The sequence below is a fragment of the Lacibacter sp. genome, from assembly GCF_057361365.1.
The window spans coordinates 432,718-454,993 of record NZ_JBMQSG010000007.1 but is presented as its reverse complement, the minus strand read 5'-3'; the positions used below and the strand labels follow the sequence as shown (position 1 = coordinate 454,993).

At 40.3% G+C, this 22,276-nt stretch carries 20 protein-coding genes; 7 read left to right on the top strand and 13 right to left on the bottom strand.

The genetic code is table 11. The annotated features are described in order from the left end of the window. Window positions 1-95: 95 nt before the first annotated feature. From ACO1QW_RS06665 to ACO1QW_RS06655, 3 genes are read left to right on the top strand one after another with little or no spacing between them, the layout of a single operon-like run. Window positions 96-428, top strand: a complete 333-nt coding sequence (locus ACO1QW_RS06665) for an ArsR/SmtB family transcription factor (RefSeq protein ID WP_486256874.1) — start codon at window positions 96-98, stop codon at window positions 426-428. A 24-nt stretch (window positions 429-452) separates the two neighbouring features. Beyond that, window positions 453-1,373, top strand: coding sequence for a phosphatase PAP2 family protein (locus tag ACO1QW_RS06660; RefSeq protein WP_486256873.1), 921 nt, complete (start codon window positions 453-455; stop codon window positions 1,371-1,373). Window positions 1,374-1,391: 18 nt separating this feature from the next. Next, entirely contained in the window at window positions 1,392-2,228 is an 837-nt protein-coding gene (locus tag ACO1QW_RS06655) for an arsenite methyltransferase (RefSeq protein ID WP_486256871.1), read from the top strand. A 135-nt stretch (window positions 2,229-2,363) separates the two neighbouring features. Here the strand turns inward: ACO1QW_RS06655 and ACO1QW_RS06650 are convergent, their stop codons facing one another. From ACO1QW_RS06650 to ACO1QW_RS06640, 3 genes are all read right to left on the bottom strand, one after another. After that, a complete protein-coding gene (locus ACO1QW_RS06650; RefSeq protein ID WP_486256869.1) occupies window positions 2,364-3,134 on the bottom strand; it encodes an SDR family oxidoreductase in 771 nt (256 codons plus the stop codon). A 9-nt stretch (window positions 3,135-3,143) separates the two neighbouring features. Next, window positions 3,144-3,587: a nuclear transport factor 2 family protein gene (locus tag ACO1QW_RS06645; protein WP_486256867.1), complete on the bottom strand. Its 444-nt coding sequence runs from the start codon at window positions 3,585-3,587 to the stop codon at window positions 3,144-3,146. A 91-nt stretch (window positions 3,588-3,678) separates the two neighbouring features. Further along, window positions 3,679-4,260 (bottom strand): adenylate kinase, encoded by a 582-nt coding sequence (locus tag ACO1QW_RS06640; RefSeq protein ID WP_486256865.1) that lies wholly within the window; start codon window positions 4,258-4,260, stop codon window positions 3,679-3,681. A 185-nt stretch (window positions 4,261-4,445) separates the two neighbouring features. Between ACO1QW_RS06640 and msrB the strand changes: the two genes are divergently transcribed. Continuing rightward, window positions 4,446-5,009, top strand: coding sequence for a peptide-methionine (R)-S-oxide reductase MsrB (gene msrB / locus ACO1QW_RS06635; RefSeq protein ID WP_486256863.1), 564 nt, complete (start codon window positions 4,446-4,448; stop codon window positions 5,007-5,009). 126 nt (window positions 5,010-5,135) lie between these two features. Here msrB and ACO1QW_RS06630 read toward each other — a convergent pair whose 3' ends face one another. From ACO1QW_RS06630 to ACO1QW_RS06610, 5 genes are all read right to left on the bottom strand, one after another. Beyond that, window positions 5,136-5,573, bottom strand: a complete 438-nt coding sequence (locus tag ACO1QW_RS06630; RefSeq protein ID WP_486256861.1) for a DUF2721 domain-containing protein — start codon at window positions 5,571-5,573, stop codon at window positions 5,136-5,138. Window positions 5,574-5,615: 42 nt separating this feature from the next. After that, a complete protein-coding gene (locus ACO1QW_RS06625; RefSeq protein WP_486256859.1) occupies window positions 5,616-8,003 on the bottom strand; it encodes a TonB-dependent receptor in 2,388 nt (795 codons plus the stop codon). A 68-nt stretch (window positions 8,004-8,071) separates the two neighbouring features. Then, window positions 8,072-9,652 (bottom strand): DUF1501 domain-containing protein, encoded by a 1,581-nt coding sequence (locus tag ACO1QW_RS06620; RefSeq protein ID WP_486256858.1) that lies wholly within the window; start codon window positions 9,650-9,652, stop codon window positions 8,072-8,074. A gap of 15 nt (window positions 9,653-9,667) precedes the next feature. Further along, window positions 9,668-11,350, bottom strand: coding sequence for a DUF1800 domain-containing protein (locus tag ACO1QW_RS06615; RefSeq protein WP_486256856.1), 1,683 nt, complete (start codon window positions 11,348-11,350; stop codon window positions 9,668-9,670). Between the two features lie 138 nt (window positions 11,351-11,488). After that, window positions 11,489-12,667: an acetyl-CoA C-acyltransferase gene (locus ACO1QW_RS06610; RefSeq protein ID WP_486256854.1), complete on the bottom strand. Its 1,179-nt coding sequence runs from the start codon at window positions 12,665-12,667 to the stop codon at window positions 11,489-11,491. Between the two features lie 134 nt (window positions 12,668-12,801). On the opposite strand from ACO1QW_RS06610, the gene ACO1QW_RS06605 reads away from it, so the two are divergent. Beyond that, the gene (locus tag ACO1QW_RS06605; protein WP_486256852.1) at window positions 12,802-13,890 is read left to right on the top strand and encodes a quinone-dependent dihydroorotate dehydrogenase; all 1,089 of its coding nucleotides are present in this window, start codon (window positions 12,802-12,804) and stop codon (window positions 13,888-13,890) included. A gap of 70 nt (window positions 13,891-13,960) precedes the next feature. Beyond that, window positions 13,961-14,761, top strand: coding sequence for a TerC family protein (locus ACO1QW_RS06600; protein ID WP_486256850.1), 801 nt, complete (start codon window positions 13,961-13,963; stop codon window positions 14,759-14,761). A 52-nt stretch (window positions 14,762-14,813) separates the two neighbouring features. Here ACO1QW_RS06600 and ruvB read toward each other — a convergent pair whose 3' ends face one another. The 3 genes from ruvB to ACO1QW_RS06585 form a co-directional block, all read right to left on the bottom strand. Beyond that, on the bottom strand, window positions 14,814-15,845 hold the full coding sequence (gene ruvB / locus ACO1QW_RS06595; RefSeq protein ID WP_486256848.1) for a Holliday junction branch migration DNA helicase RuvB: 1,032 nt from the start codon (window positions 15,843-15,845) through the stop codon (window positions 14,814-14,816). Between the two features lie 127 nt (window positions 15,846-15,972). Further along, the gene (locus ACO1QW_RS06590; RefSeq protein WP_486256846.1) at window positions 15,973-16,680 is read right to left on the bottom strand and encodes a peptidoglycan DD-metalloendopeptidase family protein; all 708 of its coding nucleotides are present in this window, start codon (window positions 16,678-16,680) and stop codon (window positions 15,973-15,975) included. Between the two features lie 102 nt (window positions 16,681-16,782). Beyond that, complete coding sequence (locus ACO1QW_RS06585) at window positions 16,783-17,262, bottom strand: hypothetical protein (protein WP_486256844.1); 480 nt, start codon at window positions 17,260-17,262, stop codon at window positions 16,783-16,785. 99 nt (window positions 17,263-17,361) lie between these two features. On the opposite strand from ACO1QW_RS06585, the gene ACO1QW_RS06580 reads away from it, so the two are divergent. Then, window positions 17,362-18,453: a hypothetical protein gene (locus ACO1QW_RS06580; RefSeq protein WP_486256843.1), complete on the top strand. Its 1,092-nt coding sequence runs from the start codon at window positions 17,362-17,364 to the stop codon at window positions 18,451-18,453. A 167-nt stretch (window positions 18,454-18,620) separates the two neighbouring features. On the opposite strand, the gene ACO1QW_RS06575 is transcribed toward ACO1QW_RS06580, so the two are convergent. Next, window positions 18,621-21,743 (bottom strand): S41 family peptidase, encoded by a 3,123-nt coding sequence (locus ACO1QW_RS06575; RefSeq protein WP_486256841.1) that lies wholly within the window; start codon window positions 21,741-21,743, stop codon window positions 18,621-18,623. Window positions 21,744-21,856: 113 nt separating this feature from the next. Beyond that, window positions 21,857-22,276: a hypothetical protein gene (locus ACO1QW_RS06570; protein ID WP_486256839.1), complete on the bottom strand. Its 420-nt coding sequence runs from the start codon at window positions 22,274-22,276 to the stop codon at window positions 21,857-21,859.

The window sequence follows — 22,276 nt, the reverse complement described above, 5'->3', positions numbered from 1 at the left end:
AAACGGTTAATCGTATATTTGCGATATAGAATTAAACAGACGACAAGTTCGTCTTTTTCTTTGAACATATTCATCGTAAAAAAACGATAAAACAAATGGCCATCCACAAGAAAGAAGAATTCAGTAGTAAAGAACAACACCTGGCATCATTTGCCAAAGCCCTTAGTCACCCGGCCCGTATTGCCATCTTAAGTGTATTAGCAAAACGCAATCAATGTATTTGTGGTGAGATCGTAGAGATCTTACCGCTGGCTCAAAGTACCGTAAGTCAACACCTGAAAGAATTAAAGAATGCCGGTTTGATCGATGGCGAAACCGATGGCCCCCGCAGCTGCTACTGCATCAACTGGAAAGCCTTTGAAAAATTCAATGCCGATTTTAATTCACTTTTCGAAAAGTTAAAAGAAGCAAACGCCAAATGCTGTTAATTATCATCATCAAATCATAGCAATATGAAACCATTATCATTACTCCTTATCAGTTTTATCATCACCCATTTCCTTGCTGCACAAAATTCAAAACTGAAACCAAACTACGCTCCTGCAGGTTGGGGTCATTACCAAAAACTTTCACAGTTACCAGTTACAGGAGAGCCCGGGCAACAGGCAACAGATCAACGCCTGTTTGAATTAACATCAGCTCACCGTCAAGTTACAGATCTTTCCGTAACAGAAGTATTTGGTTTGGGCCGTGTGCGAAAACCGTTTTATTTAAAAGGAACTGAAACATTTTCCATTGCTCCTCCACCGGCCAACAGTTCGGCACAAACAAAAGCAGAATTGAATTATTTATTGCAATTGCAACAACGTCGTTCTGAAGAAGATATTCGTGCATCAAAATATTATGCAACGGTTTATTACAATACGAATACAAAAAAAGGTGATGCTGACTATGAAAGAATGCAACGTAACCTGTTTCACATTGGCCGTTCTATTGGAACGTGGTTCAATGCAGATTCCTTGCCGATCACAGCAGTACTTGTAGCCAATGTTTGGAACGATGCGGGGTTTGTGATCTGGAAATACAAGAATTATTTTTTACGAATCAGACCCGGCAAACTTGAACCGGAGTTGAAATACCTCGAAGAAACACCATGGGCCGCTTACCCGAGTGGTCACGCTACCAACTCCTATGTAAATGCTTATTTGTATGCAGCATTGATCCCGGAATTTGAATCGTTCTTTTTAAAAGATGCTTTTGACATGGCACATTCAAGAGAAATTATTGGCGTGCACTACTTAAGCGATTCGGAAAGTGGTCGTTTGCTGGCCTATGAATTAATTCAACGCTTAATGCAGAACGAACAATTTCAAAAAGACTTTTCAGCTGCAAAAGCAGAGATAAAACAAGTAAAAAACACAAAAGGATTATAACCATATAAACTTACAACAATGTCAACAGAAACACAATTGAAAGAAATTGTAAAACAGAAGTACAGTGAAATTGCCTTGCAGGATAAAGAGACCAATCAATCATCTTGCTGTGGTGCAGGTGGTTGCTCCACTGAAGTATACAATATCATGAGCGATGATTATACCAATCTCAAAGGTTATAATCCTGATGCCGATCTGGGATTAGGCTGTGGCTTACCAACCCAATTTGCAAAGATCCGTCCTGGCGATACAGTTATTGATCTTGGAAGCGGTGCAGGTAATGATTGTTTTATTGCCGTTGCGGAAACAGGACCAACCGGTAAAGTAATCGGTATTGATTTTACACCGGCTATGATCGACAAAGCAAGAAGCAATGCAGAAAAAAGAGGATTGAATAATGTGGAGTTCCGTCAGGGCGATATAGAACATATGCCGGTAACTGCAGGTACTGCCGATGTAATTGTGAGCAACTGCGTATTGAATCTTGTGCCGAATAAAGATGGCGTATTCAAAGAAATGTTACGTGTGTTGAAAGCAGGTGGTCATTTCAGCATTTCTGATATCGTATTAGTTGGAAATTTACCTGAGGCGTTACGCAAAGATGCTGAGATGTATGCGGGTTGTGTTTCAGGTGCCATTCAGAAAGAAGTTTATCTCGAACTGATCAAACAAAATGGATTTGAACACATCACTATTCAAAAAGAAAAAGCAATTGTGATACCTGATGATATTCTGAAAAATTATTTGAACGAAGATGAGTTAGCTGATTTCAAACAAGGCTACACAGGCATCTTCTCCATTACTGTATTTGCACAAAAGCCTTCCTGCTGTGCACCAGGCAGCGGCTGTTGCTAATTCTTTTTTTCACTCATAAACCTTAGAATCATGAACAACAATCAAAATGATCCCGGCTGCTGCGGCGGCATCGGATGCTGTTAAAACAAAAAGGAGATACGGTTTGTATCTCCTTTTATTTTTTTATAAGAGTTGTTATAAAGTTGAACGCACCGCTCCACCATCAACCATAATCGTTTGGCCGGTTACAAATCCGCTTTGTTTGCTCAACAACCAAAGTGCCAATGCAGCAAAATCATTTGGATCGCCTAACCGACCAACAGGCATTTGGTTGATGGCTGTTGCTTTCACTTCATCAAAAGGCAAACCCGTTTGCTCACTTTTTTTATGATACAATCGATCTATTGCCGGTGTGTCATGACTACCCGGTCCAAGTATATTTAATGTAACACCACTCTTGGCAATTTCCTGGCTTAATGTTTTTACAAAACCAACAACCGCCAAACGGAGTGATGTACTCAATACTAAATTTTCAATTGGTTGTTTTACACTGCTGCTTTCAATATAAACAATGCGGCCATAACCTGCATTGATCATAGAAGGCACAAAAGTTTGTGTGAGTTCAACTTTCCAGCGAAGGATTTTCGCATAGGCATCATCCCAATCATTCAACGTTGTTTCCAAAACAGTTTTCGCTGGTGGCCCCCCCGCATTTACCAATATGCCATGTAATGGACGATCACCCACTTGTTGCTTTAATTGTGCTATCGTAAATGATTGTGTGATATCTCCCACCACCACTTCAGCTTTGCGATGCGTATCATATAATTCATGCAATTGATCCCTGCTTCTTGCCACTGCAATAACAGCAGCACCTTCATCAAGCAACTGATGTGCTATCGCTTTTCCAAAGCCACTCGTGGCTCCACCTACAACAAAAAGTTGATCGGTTAATTCAAGATTCATAAAATAGTTTTATGGGTTCATTCTGTTTGCATGGCGACTAACCAATAACCAACCATTCTGCCGCTTTGCATACACTTCAGTATATAGCAAGGAAATGTCTAACGGTTTTCCATCCATCAACACACTGAAAACGCCTTTTCCATTTACGATCACAAAACCTTTGTAAACTCTTGCATTTGCTTCAGTCACTTTCACACTCGTCATAGTGAGCTTACCACTTTTCATGTCTTCAATGATCTCTTTTTTGTTTTCCGTCCATCCGTTCGAATGAACATACTGCACACGCTCATCAAGTATTGCGTTGAGCGAATCAAATTGCTTGTTCACCATCCACCGAAATTTATTTTCATGAAGCCTCAACACAAATTTTTCAGTTGCAGATTCTTCTTTTGTTTTTTGGGCAAAAGAATTTACAGCGGAAAATAAAAACAAGAAAAGCACACATTGTTTCATGCAGTGATCATTTATCTATAACAAATGTAAACAGCTGCAAACAAAAAGCCCCGCATTTATTGCGAGGCTTAGTTTATTTTCTGACGGAAGCTTATGCTTCCATATGAACTTCAATTTCTTTTTGCAGCGATTCAAAAATATCATCGATTGTTCCTTCGCCTTCAATTTCAGCCAGTTTATCAAACTGCTTGTAATAGTCAGCAACCACAGAAGTTTTGGTGCGGTACTCTACAATTCTTGCACGAATGATCTCTTCATTTGTATCATCGCTACGGCCGCTGGTTTTACCACGGTTGAGCAAACGCTTCACCAGTTCTTCTTCACTTACCAACATGGAGATCATGGCGTGGATCTGGGTGCCTTTCAGCTTCAGCAATTTATCCAAAGCTTCCGCTTGTGCTACTGTGCGTGGGAAACCATCAAATAAAAAACCTTTGGCTTGCGGATTGGCTTCCAGTGCTGAACTGATCATGCCGATCACCACTTCATCGGGCACCAAATGTCCTTTATCCATCAACTTTTTTGCTTCAAGACCTAATGGCGTTTGTCCTGCAATTTCGCTGCGCAGCAAATCGCCTGTGCTCAGGTGCTTTAGACCATACTTTTCAATTAATTTCTCTGATTGGGTTCCTTTACCACTGCCCGGAGGGCCAAATAAGATCAAATTAAACATAGCAGAATGTAAGCTTGATGAAGTTGTAAATATAAACAGCATCGTTTAAAAATCTGCAAACTGAACCTAATTTGATTGCAATTTGTTTAACACAAGGGTTTGTTAAGATAAAAAGACTGTCATTTGGCAGACATCCGTTAGCAACCTCCCTTTCGTAACTTTATAAAACAAATCAAAAAAAGAACATGAAGCGGTTACTGGTGATTTTTGTACTTGCCCAGCTTACATTTGTTAGCTGCGAAGGGCAATCAACCCAATCAAAAGAAAAAAAGAATATTATGAGTGAAGAAAAGAAAAACCCGGTTTACTCTAAAAATGATTCAAGTAAAGTAAATCTCAGCGAAGATGAATGGAAGAAAATTCTTCCTTCCGATGTGTATTACATAGCACGACAAAAAGGAACGGAGCGTCCGTGGACAAGTAAGTTTGAAAAGTTTGATGAAGTGGGCACTTACTATTGTGCGGCTTGTGGTAACGCCTTATTCAAAAGTGATACAAAATTTGAAAGCGGTTGTGGCTGGCCGAGTTTTTACGAACCCATCAGCAAAGGTTCAATTATTTACACACCGGATAATACGCATGGTATGGCAAGGACTGAAGTACAGTGTGGCAGATGCAAAGCGCACTTAGGCCATGTATTTGAAGATGGTCCGCCACCAACAGGTTTACGTTACTGCATTAATGGCGTGATCCTTGATTTTGAAAAAGCAAAAGCAACAGAAAAAAAGTTCAACGAAAAGAAGGACTAAATTTTTAGTGTCGATAATTATCAAAGAAAACGAATCAGCAATGGTTCGTTTTTTTATTGCTCACACATAACATCGATGAACACTGATAAAAACCATTCTCAATTTAATCCTTTAAACTTTTATGGTTCAGACATCATCACTATCCATAAACGTTTTGAAAAGATTCGGGCGTTCTAATTCCATATCGCTTAATACCAGATCAATTGCTTTTGTACTAAGAATAATTTCAAATAAGGAAAAGATAAGCGACGTGAGCAGGCTTAACAGGCTTAAAGCAAAGACCCATTTTGATGCAGCATCGAAACCACGAAAGATAAGATACATGCAAATGATGCAAAGTAAAAAACTCAACACGCCCAATGCCTGCATGTTGCGAATAAGACTGATGCGTGTGCGCAGGTTGCTGATCTGTTTGTGAAGCAGATTACGATCTTCCACTTTCACATATTCATCGTGAAGTTTTCTTACCAGTGATGCAATGGCTAAAAACCGGTTGGTGTAAGCCAGCATCAATAAAGTGATGGCCGGGAATAATAATGCAGGGGTTGTAATGGACAATTCCATGCAATGAATTTACAATGGAAACCAATACTCCGCAAATGAGTTTTATTTCCAGTTAAATTCAAGTGGAACATTTAATTTGATACTGAAATTGCGACCCATATTGTACACACCTGTTTTACCAGTTGCCCGATTTTCACCTGCATACTTCAGGCGATTCAGATGATGCTGGTAAGAAACATCGGCCAGGTTTGATGCTACGAAATAAACAGCAGCAATTGTTTTGCTTTTTTTCTGAAACTCGGTACCAACCCCTGCATTCAGCAAAGTGAATGATGAAGTTGCCGTTTCTGTATTATAAGTGGTGAATGCATTCGCCTGTTTAAAATTATGATCAAGTTCCAGTTTAAAATAAGCATTGCGCAATGCTTTCTGCTGACCATGAAAAAGTTCAAACCTTAATTCACTTAATATTCTTGCTGCAGGCATGAATGGGATGTTGCGGTTACCTCCAACTTGTTCTCTTAATAATCCACGGACAAATGAAAATGAATTTTCGAAGTGCAGCCAGTCTAACGGATGCGGATGAATATCCAGTGAAAGTTCTAAACCATACAATCGTGCATCCTGCTGCACGAAACGGAAGAGATAAAAATTTTCACCATCGACTGTAACAATTGAATCAGTGCCCGCAACTGATGATTGTTTTTCGAAGAAGATGTAATTGTTGATACTGTTATGAAAAAGAGAAGTCGTGAGTGTAACGTGTTCGCTGTTTAGTTCAATGCCCGCATCGGCCTGGAAACTTATTTCTGATTTCAGATCATTATTCCCTACTTCAAAACGATTTGTTCCTTCATGTGCACCGTTGCTGCTTAACTCAGCCATGTTTGGTGCACGAAAACCTCTTGCCACATTAAAGCGAAGCAATACAGCTTTCGGAAACTCATAAGTAAAGCCTGCACTTGCAGAAAGATTGGAATAGTTGCGTTTAAACGAATTGAATTTTATCGTTGGGCCATCCAATAATTCTTTGCCATGCACAGTGCGGTTATCAAAACGAATACCCCCACTGAAATCAAAACCACCTGCTTTCTTTTGCAGGAATAGAAATGCACCGGCATCGCTCAAACTATAATCGGGTATAATAGCTTCTGCACCTTTGTTTGTATTGTGCTGGTTCATCCCACTGAGTCCAAATGAAAATTTCCAGTCATTGATCTGTTTAAGATGATATTGCGCATTATAGTTGATCGTCTTCAGATCAAAATATAATTCCTGTTCGGCCGGAACTTCTGCATTACCATATTCCCTGCGTTGATTACGCTGCACACCAACATTCAGGTTTAGTTTACCACCACGAATAAATAAACTGTTATCGCTCACTAATTTTTCGTGTGTGATATGTTGGTAAGGAATAGATGGGACAACAGATTTAAAATCATCTTCTGTTGCAACTGCCTCCAATGCAGTCCCGCCATATTTAATAAACTTTCCATCATTATCACGTTCGCCTTCTACCAAACCAAGTTTTTGATTGAATGTGCTGAACACAAGATGACTGTAGCCCCACTTTTTATTCAACCCAAGCATGGCCCCTGCATTTCGTTCATTGAACTTTGAATTGAATACATAACCATCTTCTGCATTCTTATAATCAGCCGCATCTTTCATTGATGCATATGCATTAAACAAAAATCCATTTTTATTTCCCGCAATATTTCCTGAGAAACCTCTTTGCCTGTTGTTGGTTTGATAATTACCGAACAGGCTGGCTTTTAGTTTACCTTCTGTTACAGGCACATTGCTGATAAAGTTTACAACACCTGCAATGGCATCAGACCCATACATCAGCGAAGCAGGACCTTTTAAAATTTCCGCTTTTTGCACGCTGTATTCATCCACTTCAATACCATGTTCATCGCCCCACTGTTGCCCTTCCTGACGTAAGCCATCATTGATCACCACCACCCTGTTATAACCCAAACCACGAATAACAGGTTTGCTGATTGCAGGACCAGTACTTGATTGACTGATGCCCGGCTTTCTTGTTAACGCTTCAATGATATTTGTTGATCCTGTTTGAAATAATTCCTGCTTGCGCATAACAACAACAGGTGTTGTTACTTTTCTTAATGAGGTTGCCGATGATACACCTGTTACCACCACTTCATTATGTTCTGCAACGGTAGGTTTTAACTGGTACGTTTCTTCGATATCATTTTTAAATTCAACGTTGAGAATAATGCTGGTGAAACCGCTGTAAGATATTTCAACCAAATGCCAGCCAACAGGAAGTTGCTTCATGTTGAACTTACCATTTGCATTAGCCGATGTTCCCCTGCGCAGATCAGGTATAAAAATATTAGCACCTTGCAATGCCTGTTTATCAATAGCATTCACAACAGTTCCGTTAAAATCAACTGTTTTATTTTGCGCCGACAAATGAATAATTGCCAGTAAACACACCGACAGAAGTATAATTTTCCTCATGCTCATTTTTTGAAACAACGTTGCAAATATATGCAGCGATGGTTTTCTTCCAAAAAAAATTTCTATGCCTAACGAACCTTTAACATGGGCTTCACCTGCTGAATACTACCATTTTGAAAGCGCATGTAATAAACGCCGGGGGGCAATGCATAAGCTTCAAAGGTCACCTGGTACTTGCCCGCTGCATAGTTTCTGTCGACTGGAGTTTGGATAACACGACCTAATGCATCCATCACCTGCACCAGTGTATGTCCGCCTTTTGTTGTAAAGCTGATGGTGGTTGAAGTAGTGAAAGGGTTGGGATAATTTGAAATAAGTGTGATGCCTGCATTACGAAGATCATTCACATCAGTTACGGCACTGCAATTGCCACTTGCACAAAGACCAAGTTGCTGAAAATTTTGCAGCATGATAGTGTCAAGTGTTGTACTATCAACACAAAACCAGTTTTGTAAAATAGTTGCATACACACTTCGGAAATCGAATTGCATCGGCACATTATCATTCACCGTGGCAGTGGTGGGAATAGTCGGATTAACACCAGAAATACCTGGATTTACTTTTGAACCAAACACAAACAATGGCGCTGCAGCTCCATGATCGGTTCCTGTGCTTGCATTTGATTTTATTCTTCGGCCAAATTCGCTAAAGGTCATGCCCATAACACGGTCTTCAATTCCTAAACCAACCAGGTCATCCTGGAAAGCTTTCACTGCATCGCTTAAACGTTGCATAAGTGTTGCATGATTTCCTGTTGATGTATCTGTATTTGTTTGAGCCGAGTGTGTATCAAAGCCGCCCATGCTTACCATGTACACTCTTGTTTTCAATCCGCCCTTTATTAAACGTGCAACAATCTTCAGTTGATCGGCCAACGTGTTATTGGTTGGGTATGTTCCCTGTGTTGGCACAGCTGCAGCTGCTGCAGAAATTCGTGTTGAATATTGATTTGATTGCTTGGCTACCAAACGAACATATTGCAAAGCATCACCAGCACGTGTTGGAGGAGCAGGATCTTGTATGCCGTTGATAAGATTATAAAAATTAGTAGCACTTGAAATACTAATGCCCATGTTTACACTTGGTCCCTGGAATGCAAGTGATGCGGAAGAACCAATTTGTATTCCTAACGGATCAGGTACAGTGGTATTGGGGTAACCAACAGGATAGTTTGGATATTGATCATTCAAATAACGTCCACCCCAGCCCGAAGTCAATTGCTCATCGCTATCGCTTGCACTCATCCAGATATCTGTTGCCCGGAAATGTGAAAAGTTTGGATTAGGATAACCAACAGCCTGCACCAAACGAAGCTTACCGCTATTGTACAAAGTTTGAAGACCTGTCATTGATGGATGCAATCCAACAGCATTTGTTCCAGTCAACGTTAATACTTTGTTTTGTGCAATAGCGATATTTGTTCTTGCATTGTAATAGTTGCTGTACTGATCCAATGGTATCACCATGTTCAATCCATCATTACCACCATTGAGTTGAATGATCACTAATACACGATCGGTTTCAACATAGGTATTCAGTAATGCATTCATCACCGGGTTATCGCCCAACACACGAAAAGAAAAACCATCCAGCAGCAATGGTAAGATCGCTGCCGGTATTATGTTCTGTAAAAAGTTCCTTCTTTTCATTTCGTGTTTTTGATATTACATCAACTGGTATTCAGCAAGGTTCATACAGTATTTAAATAATCCACGCAAACGTGTATTTACAATATTGTAGTTGGCTGATGTTGGTGATGAGATATAAATATTCCATGCGTTGCTCCAGTAATAATCCTGGTCCTGGCCAGTCAACAAAAAATCTTTCTTCAATTGATCTTTTGATTGTTGCGAAACAGGAATACGGAACAACATATCAAACAATTCACTGATCAATAAATTTGGATCAGCAGGATTGCCCAACATTTTTGTAAAAGCAACTGCATCGATTACAATCTTTTTTCCATTACGAGAGTAACCATTACCGATCATCAGATCACTGAATTGATTTCTTTTTGGAAGTGTATCTGTATTGATCCATAATTCATAAAACTGCGGAACCTGGTAATAAGCAGGCCAGCCTGCAACATTTGGTGGATCGCCTAAGTTCTGTTGATTGTTTGCTGCAACCGTCATCACATAATTCCACATACCGTATGCATCAGCATATTCTGTTATAGCATCAGGAAATACAACAGACCATTCCCTGCAAATAGCAGCAGCATGTTCAACGGGCGATTTTAACATCGCTCCCTGGTTCAATGTATCAAAAAAATGTTCACTCTTGAGCAATGCATTGAGTACAGGTTTTATTTCCCAGTTGTTGTTCCGAAGTATGGTCGCCAAAGGATCAATAACATTTGTTTCAGCAGCTGTATCAATTTCAGAATAAACAAAAAAGCGATAAAGTTTCTTCGCTATAAAGCGTGACACTTCAATATTCTTTGCAAAGATCATGTTGAGCAGATCGTCTAGTTCAAGATCACCTGCTGTTGTTCCTGTTCTTCCGGTAATAACTGTATTGCCGAAAAAAGAAGAAAAGATTTTATTGGTTGAATCGTGGCGTGATGATGTGAAAAAAGATGGAAATGTATTGACGTTACTATCAACACGCCAACCTGTAAGTACTTTGGCAGCAGCTTTTACATCAGCTTCGGTATAGTTGGGATTATTTTCTTTACCAAGTGTAAACAACTCCTGCAACTCACGTGAATAATTTTCATCTGCAGCAGTTGCAGTATTCAAACGTCCATTAAGATAAATGAGCATTGCCGGATCAAGCGTTATGTCCCGAACCAGCTGCCTGAAATTTCCCAATGATTTTGTTCGAAGGAGATTGACATGCTTGTAAATAAAATTCGCATTGCCTACATCAACCGTCTCCGTTGCAAAATGATTGTGCCAGAAGATGGTCATCTTTTCCCGGATGCTTCTGTCCTGTTGAATAATGCAACCCATCCACCATTTTTTTAATGCAGCTCTTCTTCGGCTTTGAATGGTACCATCATTATTTACACTGTTTATCCATGTATTGCCTGCAGCTACATCGTTATCGGGAGTAGTTGCACCGGTTACGCCATCATAATCTTTTACTGGTGGGGCTGGCAATGCTGCAGTGGGGTTCAGTAATTCATCAATTGCTTCACTCATTGTTTTGGAAGCGAAATAAGAAATGTCGGAAAGCTTTGCACCAAACATGGTGCGTTTAAGTAAATGCACCACTTCATTTTTTGTCCACGGACCGTTATAAGGATTCAGGCCAGAAAAAGTTCTTGCTTGAGTTTTTGAAATGCCCGGAGAAGCAGTTCCGGATCTTTTACCCGCAGTAAGAAACTCCCTGCGATCCATAGTTGATTTGGTTTGATGAGCGTATTGCTGAAAGCTTAGACTATGAATGTACAAAAAGTTTAACGGCGGCGGAAAGAAAGAACCGCAACAAAAAAGCCCCGTTGGAACGGGGCTATATAAAAACGAAGTGATGATTTCTTATGCAATGTTTTCAATAATACCGGCAATGCCCTGGCCGCCACCAACACAGGCAGTAACAATGCCGTATTTTTTATTGAGGCGTTTCATATCCTGTGTGATCTGTATGGTGAGTTTAGCACCAGTGCAACCTAATGGATGACCTAAAGCAATAGCGCCACCGTTAATATTCACAATATCAGGATTGAGATTGAGTGTGCGAATGACTGCTAATGCCTGCGATGCAAAAGCTTCATTCAATTCTATGAGATCGATATCATTCAGATTCATATTCGCCTGCTTCAACACTTTGGGCACTGCTTCAACAGGACCAATGCCCATGACACGTGGATGCACACCTGCCGAAACACAATTCACCAAACGTGCAATTGGTTTTAACCCAAGTTGATTCACTAAACGTTCACTCATCACCAATACAAACGCAGCGCCATCACTTGTTTGTGATGAGTTACCTGCAGTTACTGTTCCGTTAACTGCAAAAGCAGGTTTCAGTTTTGCCAATGATTCTGTATTTGTATCGGCACGCACTCCTTCATCGGTATCAATCACATAATTTTTTGTCTGCTTTTTTCCTTTTGCATCAAGCGCTACTTCTTCCACATTTATTGGAAGTATGCCGCCTTTGAAATAACCATTTTCAATAGCAGCCTTTGCTTTCATGTGAGAGTTGTAGGCAAAGAGATCCTGGTCTTCACGACTAACATTGTAATCTTTTGCCACAGCTTCAGCGGTTAAACCCATGCTTAAATAATAATCGGGTTCATCCTTGGCAATAGAATAAGCTGGCACCGTTTTCCAACCTGCTGTTGGCACCATGCTCATACTTTCCGTACCACCGGCAATAATACATTCTGCCATTCCCATCCTGATCTTGGCGCTGGCAATAGCAATTGTTTCCAAACCACTGGCGCAATAACGGTTCACCGTCATCCCGGGCGCATGAAAACCAACGGCACGTGCTGCAATAATGCGGCCCACCTGCAAGCCCTGTTCAGCTTCCGGTACTGCGTTACCTACAATCACATCATCCACCAGTTTAGGATCTAGTTGGGGCACACTCGCCAATAAACCTTTAATAACATCAATGGCGAGGTCGTCAGGACGAGTAAAACGAAACCCTCCTCTTTTTGATTTTCCAACCGCTGTGCGGTAACCGGCTACGATATATGCTTCCTGCATAGTAATATTTTTAGGTTCAATCGTTAAATAGTTGTTTATGCAACCTTCTAATTCAAAGGTAGCATTTCAAAAGAAATCTACACAAATGATTCATGTTAATTTCTGATCCGTCTTTGAACTTTATCTTCGCAGCCATGTACAAGTTGATTCGTTCGTTTTTCTTCATGTTTGATGCAGAGAAAGTGCACTATTTCGCCATGAATGCTCTGCGTTTCTTTTGTTCGATCGGCCCTCTCAGAAAAATTTTAGCCAGTAGTTTTCAACCAACTTCAAAGAACCTGTCTTATGAAAGCTGGGGACTTGAATTTAAAAACCGTGTGGGACTTGCAGCGGGGTTTGATAAAAATGCAAAGTACCTGCGTGAACTGGAAGTACTTGGTTTCGGTTTTGTGGAGATTGGTACCGTTACACCTAAGCCCCAGGATGGAAATGATAAGCCAAGACTCTTTCGTTTACCAAAAGATAAGGCCATCATCAATCGTATGGGTTTTAATAATGAAGGAGTGAAGGTGGTGGCTGAACGTTTAAAAACATGGAAAGAAAAAGCCGATAGTAATGATTCAAGACTATCAACTACCAACTACCGGCTCATTATCGGCGGCAACATTGGTAAAAACAAAGTAACGCCGAATGAAGATGCATGGAAAGACTATGAGATCTGTTTCAATGAGTTGTTTGATTACGTTGATTATTTTGTTGTGAATGTGAGCAGTCCTAACACTCCTGGTTTGCGTGAATTGCAGGAGAAAGATTCGTTACACAAAATTTTATCGCACTTGCAAACATTAAGAGCTGAGCGTTTGAAACTGAAGCCTGATGAACATATTCAAAAGCCTATTCTATTAAAAATAGCACCCGACTTAACACAATCGCAGTTGGATGATGTGATTGATCTTGCCAGAGAAATTCAACTCGATGGACTGGTGGCAAGCAATACAACTATCAGTCGTGACGGACTTTCAACAGACGCTTCCATTGTTACCGCCATTGGTGCCGGAGGCCTTAGTGGCTTGCCCGTAAAGCAACGCAGTACAGAAATTGTAGAGTACATTGCACAAAAATTAAAAGGCGAAGTGCCTGTTATGGCAAGCGGTGGCATTTTTACTGCAGCAGATGCAGAGGAAAAATTAAAAGCGGGCGCAAACCTGTTGCAAGTGTGGACTGGCTTTATTTATGAAGGACCTTCTATTGCCAAGAAAATCTGTAACAACTTAAATCAATAAGCAATTGGCAACAGACAATGGGCAATATTGTTCGCCTGTTGTTTATCGCAAATTGACAACTAAATAAAAAATGGAACATCTTTTTACATCAGAGAGTATTATCAGTTTTGTGGTTCTTGTTGTGCTGGAAATAGTGCTTGGTATCGATAATGTGATTTTCGTAAGCATTATCCTTAACCGTCTAAAAGCAGTTAAAGATCAAAAGAGGGCTCGCAGGCTGTGGATGATCACTGGTATTATTTCCCGTAGTTTATTACTGATGGGATTAGGCTGGCTGTTATCACAAAAAGGAAATTCTTTATTCACTGTGGCCGGCAAAGGATTCGATCTTGCAAGCTTAGTAATGCTTGCGGGAGGTTTGTTTCTTATTTACAAATCGGTGCACGAGATACATCAAAAGCTGGAAGGTGAAGACCCGAATCAGGATCCAAAAAATTCGAAAGGCATTTCATTGGGACAAGCCATTGGTCAAATCATTTTAATTGATGCAGTGTTCTCTTTCGATAGCATTATTACTGCCGGTGGTACAGCAAAGCATGTTGAGATCATGATTGCGGCGGTGGTGATTGCTATGACGGTTATGTTTTTATTCAGTCCGAAGATTGCGGGTTTTATTCATAAACATCCAACATTAAAAATGCTGGCGCTTTCATTCCTTGTAATGATTGGTTTGAGTTTAGTAATTGAAGGTTGGAATGCGGATGCAGCGCATGAATTACATCTCAAAAATTATATCTATTTCGGTATGGCGTTTTCATTTACAGTGGAAATGCTCAATATGGTGATGCGTAACCGTATGAAATCGAAACGTGTGGTTCAATTAAACGAACCGATGTTGCAGGAGCCAAACCAAGGCGACGAAGCCAATTGATTTGAAATTATTATTTATGAAAAAAGTCGCTGCCGAAATGCAGCGACTTTTTTTATGTAAACAAGGTGGGGTTTATTCCGCCGTATGGTTTTTTTCCTAAATGTTCATATGCTTTTGCTGTTACTTCTCGTCCTCTTGGTGTGCGTTGTAAGAAACCTTCCTGTATTAAAAATGGTTCGTATACTTCTTCAAGCGTGCCTGATTCTTCCCCCACTGCTGTTGCAATAGTGGTGATACCAACCGGGCCGCCTTTGAATTTATCAATGATAGTGGTAAGAATTTTATTATCCATATCATCTAACCCAAACTCATCTACATTTAAAGCTTTAAGCCCATGTTGTGTTACACCAAGATCAATCACTCCATTACCCAGTACCATGGCAAAATCACGCATGCGACGCAACAACCCATTTGCAATACGTGGGGTGGCACGGCTGCGGCCCGCAATTTCTTTTGAAGCATCACTGGTAATCTTCACATTTAAAATACCTGCAGCACGCTGCACAATTTTTTGCAGTGTTTCTGCATTGTAATATTCCAATCTTGATTTAATAGCAAAACGTGATAACAATGGCGCACTCAATAAACCACTGCGTGTAGTTGCACCAACCAATGTAAATGGATTAAGATTAAGTTGAATACTTCTTGCATTAGGACCGCTGTCGATCATAATATCAATGCGGTAATCTTCCATGGCTGCGTATAAATATTCTTCAACAACAGTACTAAGGCGATGGATCTCATCAATGAACAATACATCGTTTGCTTCAAGTCCGGTTAGCAAACCTGCAAGATCACCCGGCTTTTCAATTACCGGCCCGCTTGTTTCTTTTATGTTTACACCCAATTCATTTGCTACGATGCGACTCAATGTTGTTTTACCCAATCCGGGAGGACCATGAAACAATACATGATCCAATGCTTCACCACGCATCTTTGCTGCTTTGATAAATATCTTCAGATTATCAATGATCTGTTGCTGCCCGCTGAACTCTTCAATATTCGACGGACGAATATTATTTTCGAATTCTTTTTCGGCTGCACTCAGTCCTTCTTTATCACTATTTAAATTGGGATTGGTCATTGGCTGTAAAACTAAGTAAAAAGGGAATGAGGTGAGTGGTGAATGGTTAATGGTGAATAACAAGCCGCAAATCACATCGCAGCAAATCAAGAGAAGGAGTCAGAAAGATGTAAATAAACATTCCTGCCTATAGATATTTATTCATCTGCAAAATCAAATCAGGGTCAGGACAATTTTTTAAATAGAAATTCTGATCACTCATTCTGCAAACGCCGGGATAATCACCTTCGTTCAACTCAATATTTTCAATGATCTGGAAATGAAGGTGCGGTGGCCAATGTCCATTTTCATTCGGCTCACCAAAATGTGCAAACTCCTGTTCACGGTTAATGTATTGTCCTTCAACCAATGCGATGTCTCGTAAACATAAATGCCCCCATAGTGTATAAAATGCAAAGCTTTCCAATTGATGCAATAAAATAATTGTTGCCCCATAATCGCCATAACGATCATTGAATTTAAAACTATGTACCATACCACCCAATGGAGCAGTGACAGGTGTTCCTGCTTTCCCCCAAATGTCAACACCCAAATGCAACCTTCTTGGTTCGCCAGCATCTACTGCATCAAACACTTTACTCCTGCTGTACACACTACGATGTTCGGCATAACCACCAATACCGTAACGTGCGCCTGCATTCGTCAACTCGTTATCAACATAGTTACTGAATTTAGAAACATCTTCAATAACCTGTTGAGTAAGCTGTTTATTTGTTTCCGTAAAGTCCATTTTCAGCAACTGATCTTTTTCAGGATCAAAAGGCACAACGGGGTAATACTGATGTTTATTTTTTTCAAGAATATTAATGAGTGGCGTGGACATTCGTTTGAGCATTCTTTGTATCGCTAAATTACCAATCTAAAACCAAGCGAACATGATTTATATTCTCATTTAAAAAGCCCCTTGAAAGGGGCATTGCTTTTATGTATTCGCTTTTTATGAAACCAGATGAGTTTGTCGCACTTGAAATAATTCGTCGAACGATATTGATAGATTGTTTGCTAATTGCTCTTCTAACAAATCGGCATAAGTTTCAAAATACAGGATCACATCTTCCCGCACATTACGTTTCAACCAACGAAAGCCACCGGGCAATCGTTGCAATACGTTTTTGTCTTCCAGGTATTCCAGGTTGTGAATATCACTCGGTGTTAAACCAATTTCCTGCAGTTTGGTAATGAGCAAACCGGCGGGAGCATCTGTAATGGCACAATAATCTTCGGCCAGTTCTGTCCATTCACCAATACCCGTGTGCGCATAAGCCAGTATTTCTTCTTTACTTAGTTTTGTTACAACCTGTGCAAGATTACCGCAATTACAAGCGCCATGGTTGCCCCAGGCATAATGAGCGCCATTGCGCAAACGGGCTGCAGTTTCACGCAGCGCTTCAATAAGTTGACTATTTGCATGTGCCATATACTAATTTCCAACTAATACAAAAATGCTGCTGCTTTTGTTGAAACATTAACATTGTTAAAAAATATTTACATCAACATTTCGTTTAAACTCTAACGCATGAAGAAATATTACTTCTGTCTATTTGCTGTTTTCCTGCTGTTTAGCTTATTCGCACAGGCACAAATGATCACCGGAGTGTGGAAGGGTAAAGTGGGCAACGGTTTAAAGCCCAGCAAGCTTGAATTAAAACTTATCCAGCGTGGTGATAGTTTATTCGGCACGTCCTATTACTATGAAAGTACTAACAATTTTCGTCGTTATGCGGTGAAAGGATATTTCAATCAGCAAACAAATGAAGTGGTTTGGTGGGATGATGAATTGATTGAAGCTAAGACAGGTCGGATAGCTATAACATCGCCGGGGGCAGTTCCATTATTGATGGAAGCAGATTTTAATTGTCCCGGTGGTGGAGTGATGATGCTTGATGGTAAAGCCGTAACAAAAGAAGAACAAAAGAATAAAGGTGATCTTCATTTAGATAAAGTGGAACAACCCCAGTTTACAGATGAATGGAATTATGTGATCGATAATTATACTGTGGGCGCAAACGATCCGTATTTTATTGATAGCGTGGCAACAATTCATAAAGTAACCAAGCAACCTGAAATTGTTGCTGTTGCTCCGCCACCTGTTGTTATTGAACAACCACAAAGAGAAGAGACAAAACCTGAACCGGTTATCCTGCAACCACAACCCACTATTCCTAAGGAAACACAGCCCGTTACCAAAACGGAAAACAAACCACCTGTAAAAGAGCCAGCAGTTATTGTAAGTAAAGCACCACCAACCATAAAAGAAAAATTCATTGAACGGAAAAAAATATTAACGACTGAATTACCGTTGCTCGGCGATACCATTGAAATTCATTTTTATGATAATGCCGAAATAGATGGCGATTCCATTTCACTATTCATGAATAACCGTTTAGTATTTGAACACGTAAAACTCAGCGACAAACCATACGTTGTAAAATTTGCAGTAACTGAATTAACGGAAAGCAATGAACTGGTAATGGTGGCGGAAAATCTTGGCGCCATTCCACCGAATACTTCTTTCATGATCGCTTATGTAAACGGTGTGCGTTATACTGCAAATTTAGAAAGTACAGAAAACAGCAGTGCAATGATTCGGTTTGTGAGGAAGGAGTAAGCTAAGAGTTTGGAAAGAGGGAAGAAGAAAAAGGGTTATTCGCTTCGTTTATAATACTTACCACTGACAAAACATTAAGAGAAGATTTAGCAAATGAAAACGCTGTGCAGACTTGCACAGCGTTTATTTTATTGTTGAGGATTTTCCTGAAGATGACCACTCACCACTCACTGTTTTATCTGCTTCAATATTTCTTCAATGGCTTTATCCAGTTGTGGATCGTTGCCGTTGAGTTTGTCTTCAAAACTGTTGACGAGGAGAATATCAGGTTGCACACCGTTTATCTCCAGGTCTTTTCCTTCTAACGAATAACAACCCCATGCTGGCATACGCACACTTGAACCATCCACCAAACCAATACCACTGGTGAAAATGATCCAGCGATAAGTGCCGTTTCCAATGATCTTACCCAACTTCAATCCTTTAAAGCCTTGTGCAGTCATCTCCGCATCGCTCAATGATTGTTCGTTGATGAGTAAAACAATCGGCTTGTCGGAAGGCGAAAAATTTGATTGCGGCGTCATCTTCCCTTCACGGTATTTCCATTGCAGGTAACTACGCTGACTTAAAAACTTCAACACTTCATCATGTACATTACCACCTGTATTATAACGCAAATCAAAGATGAGAGCATCTTTATTTGCCAACTCTTGTGTCATGTCATTAATGAACTGTTCCAGTTCACCCGTGCCCATGTTCTTCATATAACCATAGGCAATACGACCCTTACTTTTTTCATCAACACGTTTTTGGTTGTTATCTACCCACTCATCATAGAGGTTGTTGAATAGTGTTGATTGCGGATGAATTTTTACATTCACCAATTCAGCGCCACGTTTGAATGTAAGTTTCAATTCCCTGTCACGTGATGGCAACGTGAAATAGGCATTGCGGTCTTTATTTGCATCCACTGTTTCATCATTCACTTTCACCAATACATCACCCGGTTTAATATCAATACTCTTGCGGTCAGCAGCTGAACGCTGAACAATGTATTTCACTTTTAATGGCTTATCGTTTTCGAAGATGATGCCTGTTTCCATTGTTGCACTGGTGAGTGCAATATTTTCATCATCACCAAATGTACCAAAGCCCTGGTGCGATGAGTTGAGTTCACCCAACAGATCGTTGAGCAATGTGCGCAAGTCGGCACGAGTGTTTAGATAAGGAAGAAATTGTTTGTAATAGTCTTTTGTTTTCTTCCAGTTAAGGCCATGAAAATTTTCATCATAATAACCTTCTTCCATACCCGCCCACGTTTCATAAAACATCTGGTTAAATTCTTCCTGCAGGTTACGACGGAAAGTAAAGGAGATGTTTACAGGATCAACACGATTTGCATCAAGATTTAATTTGTTGATATTACCGTTCGCCAGTGCATAATATTTATCGTTTACTTCAACTACTTCAAAACCTCCGATATTATCTGTGCCTGCAACTTTTTCGGTTTTCGGCAACTCAAACGGCTCCAGAACAGTTTTCCAGATGGAGAATCGTCCCTCGCTATGATTGCTTACATACAGAACCGTTGCTTTCTCTCCTTTCTGGTACACATTGATTAAATATTGAGCACCAAATGAAGGGCCAACCTGTTCCAGTCGCTCAGCTATACGGTCGGCATCAATTGTAATGACAAACTGTGTTGAGTCTGATTTCTTATCTGCTTTCTTTTCGTCCTTAAATAATTCATTGTACTTATCAAGACGGTAAGGCTCATCAAACTTCTCCAACGCTACACGATACACTTTCGCATTGGCCATACCAAAGGGATACGATGGTTTCAAACGCTGCGAGACAAAGTAGATGTATTTTCCATCACCCGACCATACCGGGCTGTTCTCTGTTACACCGCTGTTGGTAAGATTAATGGTTTTGTTATTCTTGATATGATGAACAAAAATATCTTCCTCAAAATTTCTGCGTGCTGTAAACACTACATACTCATCATTGGGTGAAAAGCCAGGATCACTGTTTTGGAAAGCCCAAATCTCATCTTTCACAATGGTTTTGCTTTGCAATGTTTTCAGATCGAGCAAACGCACTTCATCTCTTCCGCTGAGGTAAACTGCCATTGTACGTTTCTTGTTTACTACAATGCTGCGGTTGTTACGATTATCGTTGGTCAATTGTTTTGGTGTAGCACTGCTATCGGCACGAACGGTAAAGAGATTTGTATAACCATCATCTGTTTGAGTGAAGACGATCGTCTTGTTATCGCTCATCCATCTTGCTTCACGCACACGTTCAGCACCGCCATGTTTGATCTGCTGAATAAATTTACCGTCGACATCACTCACGAATAATTCGCCTCTTGCAACAAAGGCAAACTTTTTACCGTCGGGTGATACATCAAACCCAGAAATATTACTGCGGACTTCGAAATCTTTTTCTTTTGGCAACACATTGTTACGGGTAATAGCGATCTCGAGTTTCTTCTCGTTTCCGCTCTTCACATCATATAACCATAACTGGTAATCCTTTTCAAACACAACTTTTCCGCCATTGGCATTTACCTGTGGTGTTTTAATGGATGAAGAAAAACGGGTCAATGATTTTTTCTTTCCTGCGTCAAATGTGTAAAGATTGTATTCACCGTTTGCTTCATCTGAAATAAAGAACATGTTTCCTGTTTTATCAATAGTTGCAGCAAAATCCTTTCCTTCCCAGGTTGTGTACTTCTTATGTTGTTTGGTTTTGAGATTGTACGATTGCACATCGGGATTGAACGGACCTTTGTAACGTTTACGTTGCGATTGGCTGGCACTCTCCCATGTATCATTAAAGAATATTTCACCGGTAGTTGGATGCTCCACCAAATTATGATCGTATTGAAAAAAATTACTACCGAATACACGTTGTGGCGTTCCTCCTGTTGCAGCAACTTTGAAGCCTGCTATTTGTCCTGCCCGACCGCTATTGAAGTAAATACTTTTACTATCCCAGCTCCAGCTTGTTACTTCATCGTTGCTGCTGTGAAATGTTATTTGTTTTACTTCACCTCCATTCAATGGCATCACATACACATCGGCATTACCATATTGCCTCCCGGTGAATGCGATCCATTTACCATCGGGTGAGATACGTGGCGCTGTTTCGTAACCCTGCATAGCGGTGATGCGAGTGGCTTGCAGATCGCTAATGTTTGCTTTCCAGAGATCGCCTTCAAAAGCAAACACAAGTGTTTGTCCGTCGGGGGAAAGTGTAGGGTTCGATAAAAAGTGAGTGTTGCTTTGTGCAACCGAAAGAATACTGATAAGGCAAATGATTCCTGTTGATAACAGATACTTCATGTGTGATGATTTTGATCGCTGGAAAGTACAAAACTCTTCAGCTCAAAATGACGAAAGGTTGATGAATGGTGAAAAACCATTCATCAACCTTTCCTATTCCTGTATCAATTGTATTACTTCTTAGGATCTTCTACCTGGTACTCTTTCAAATGACGGTACACCAGCGTGCCATTTTCCACTTTCACTAAACGGAATTCCATGAAGGTACTATCAGCATCATAAAAGCCAATGATGCAGGAAAGATCATCAGCGCCTTTTTTCAATTCAGGCTTTGGCATAATGCCCATGTTAGGCAACGTAAATATTTTTTCGCCTGTTGCTTCTTTGTATGCAAACTTCACTTCGTAATTGAGCGATTCCTTTTGTTCAAACAACTGCACTTTAAACTTTGCTGTATCGGTACCAGCTGTATATTCTTTCACTGCTGCAGGATTAACTGTTGCACGTTCTTTTACAAAGGGTTCGTTGCTGTTCGATTTTTTTTCGCCGCAAGCGGCAAGTGCCAAGAATGCGATAACTGCTAATTTTTTCAT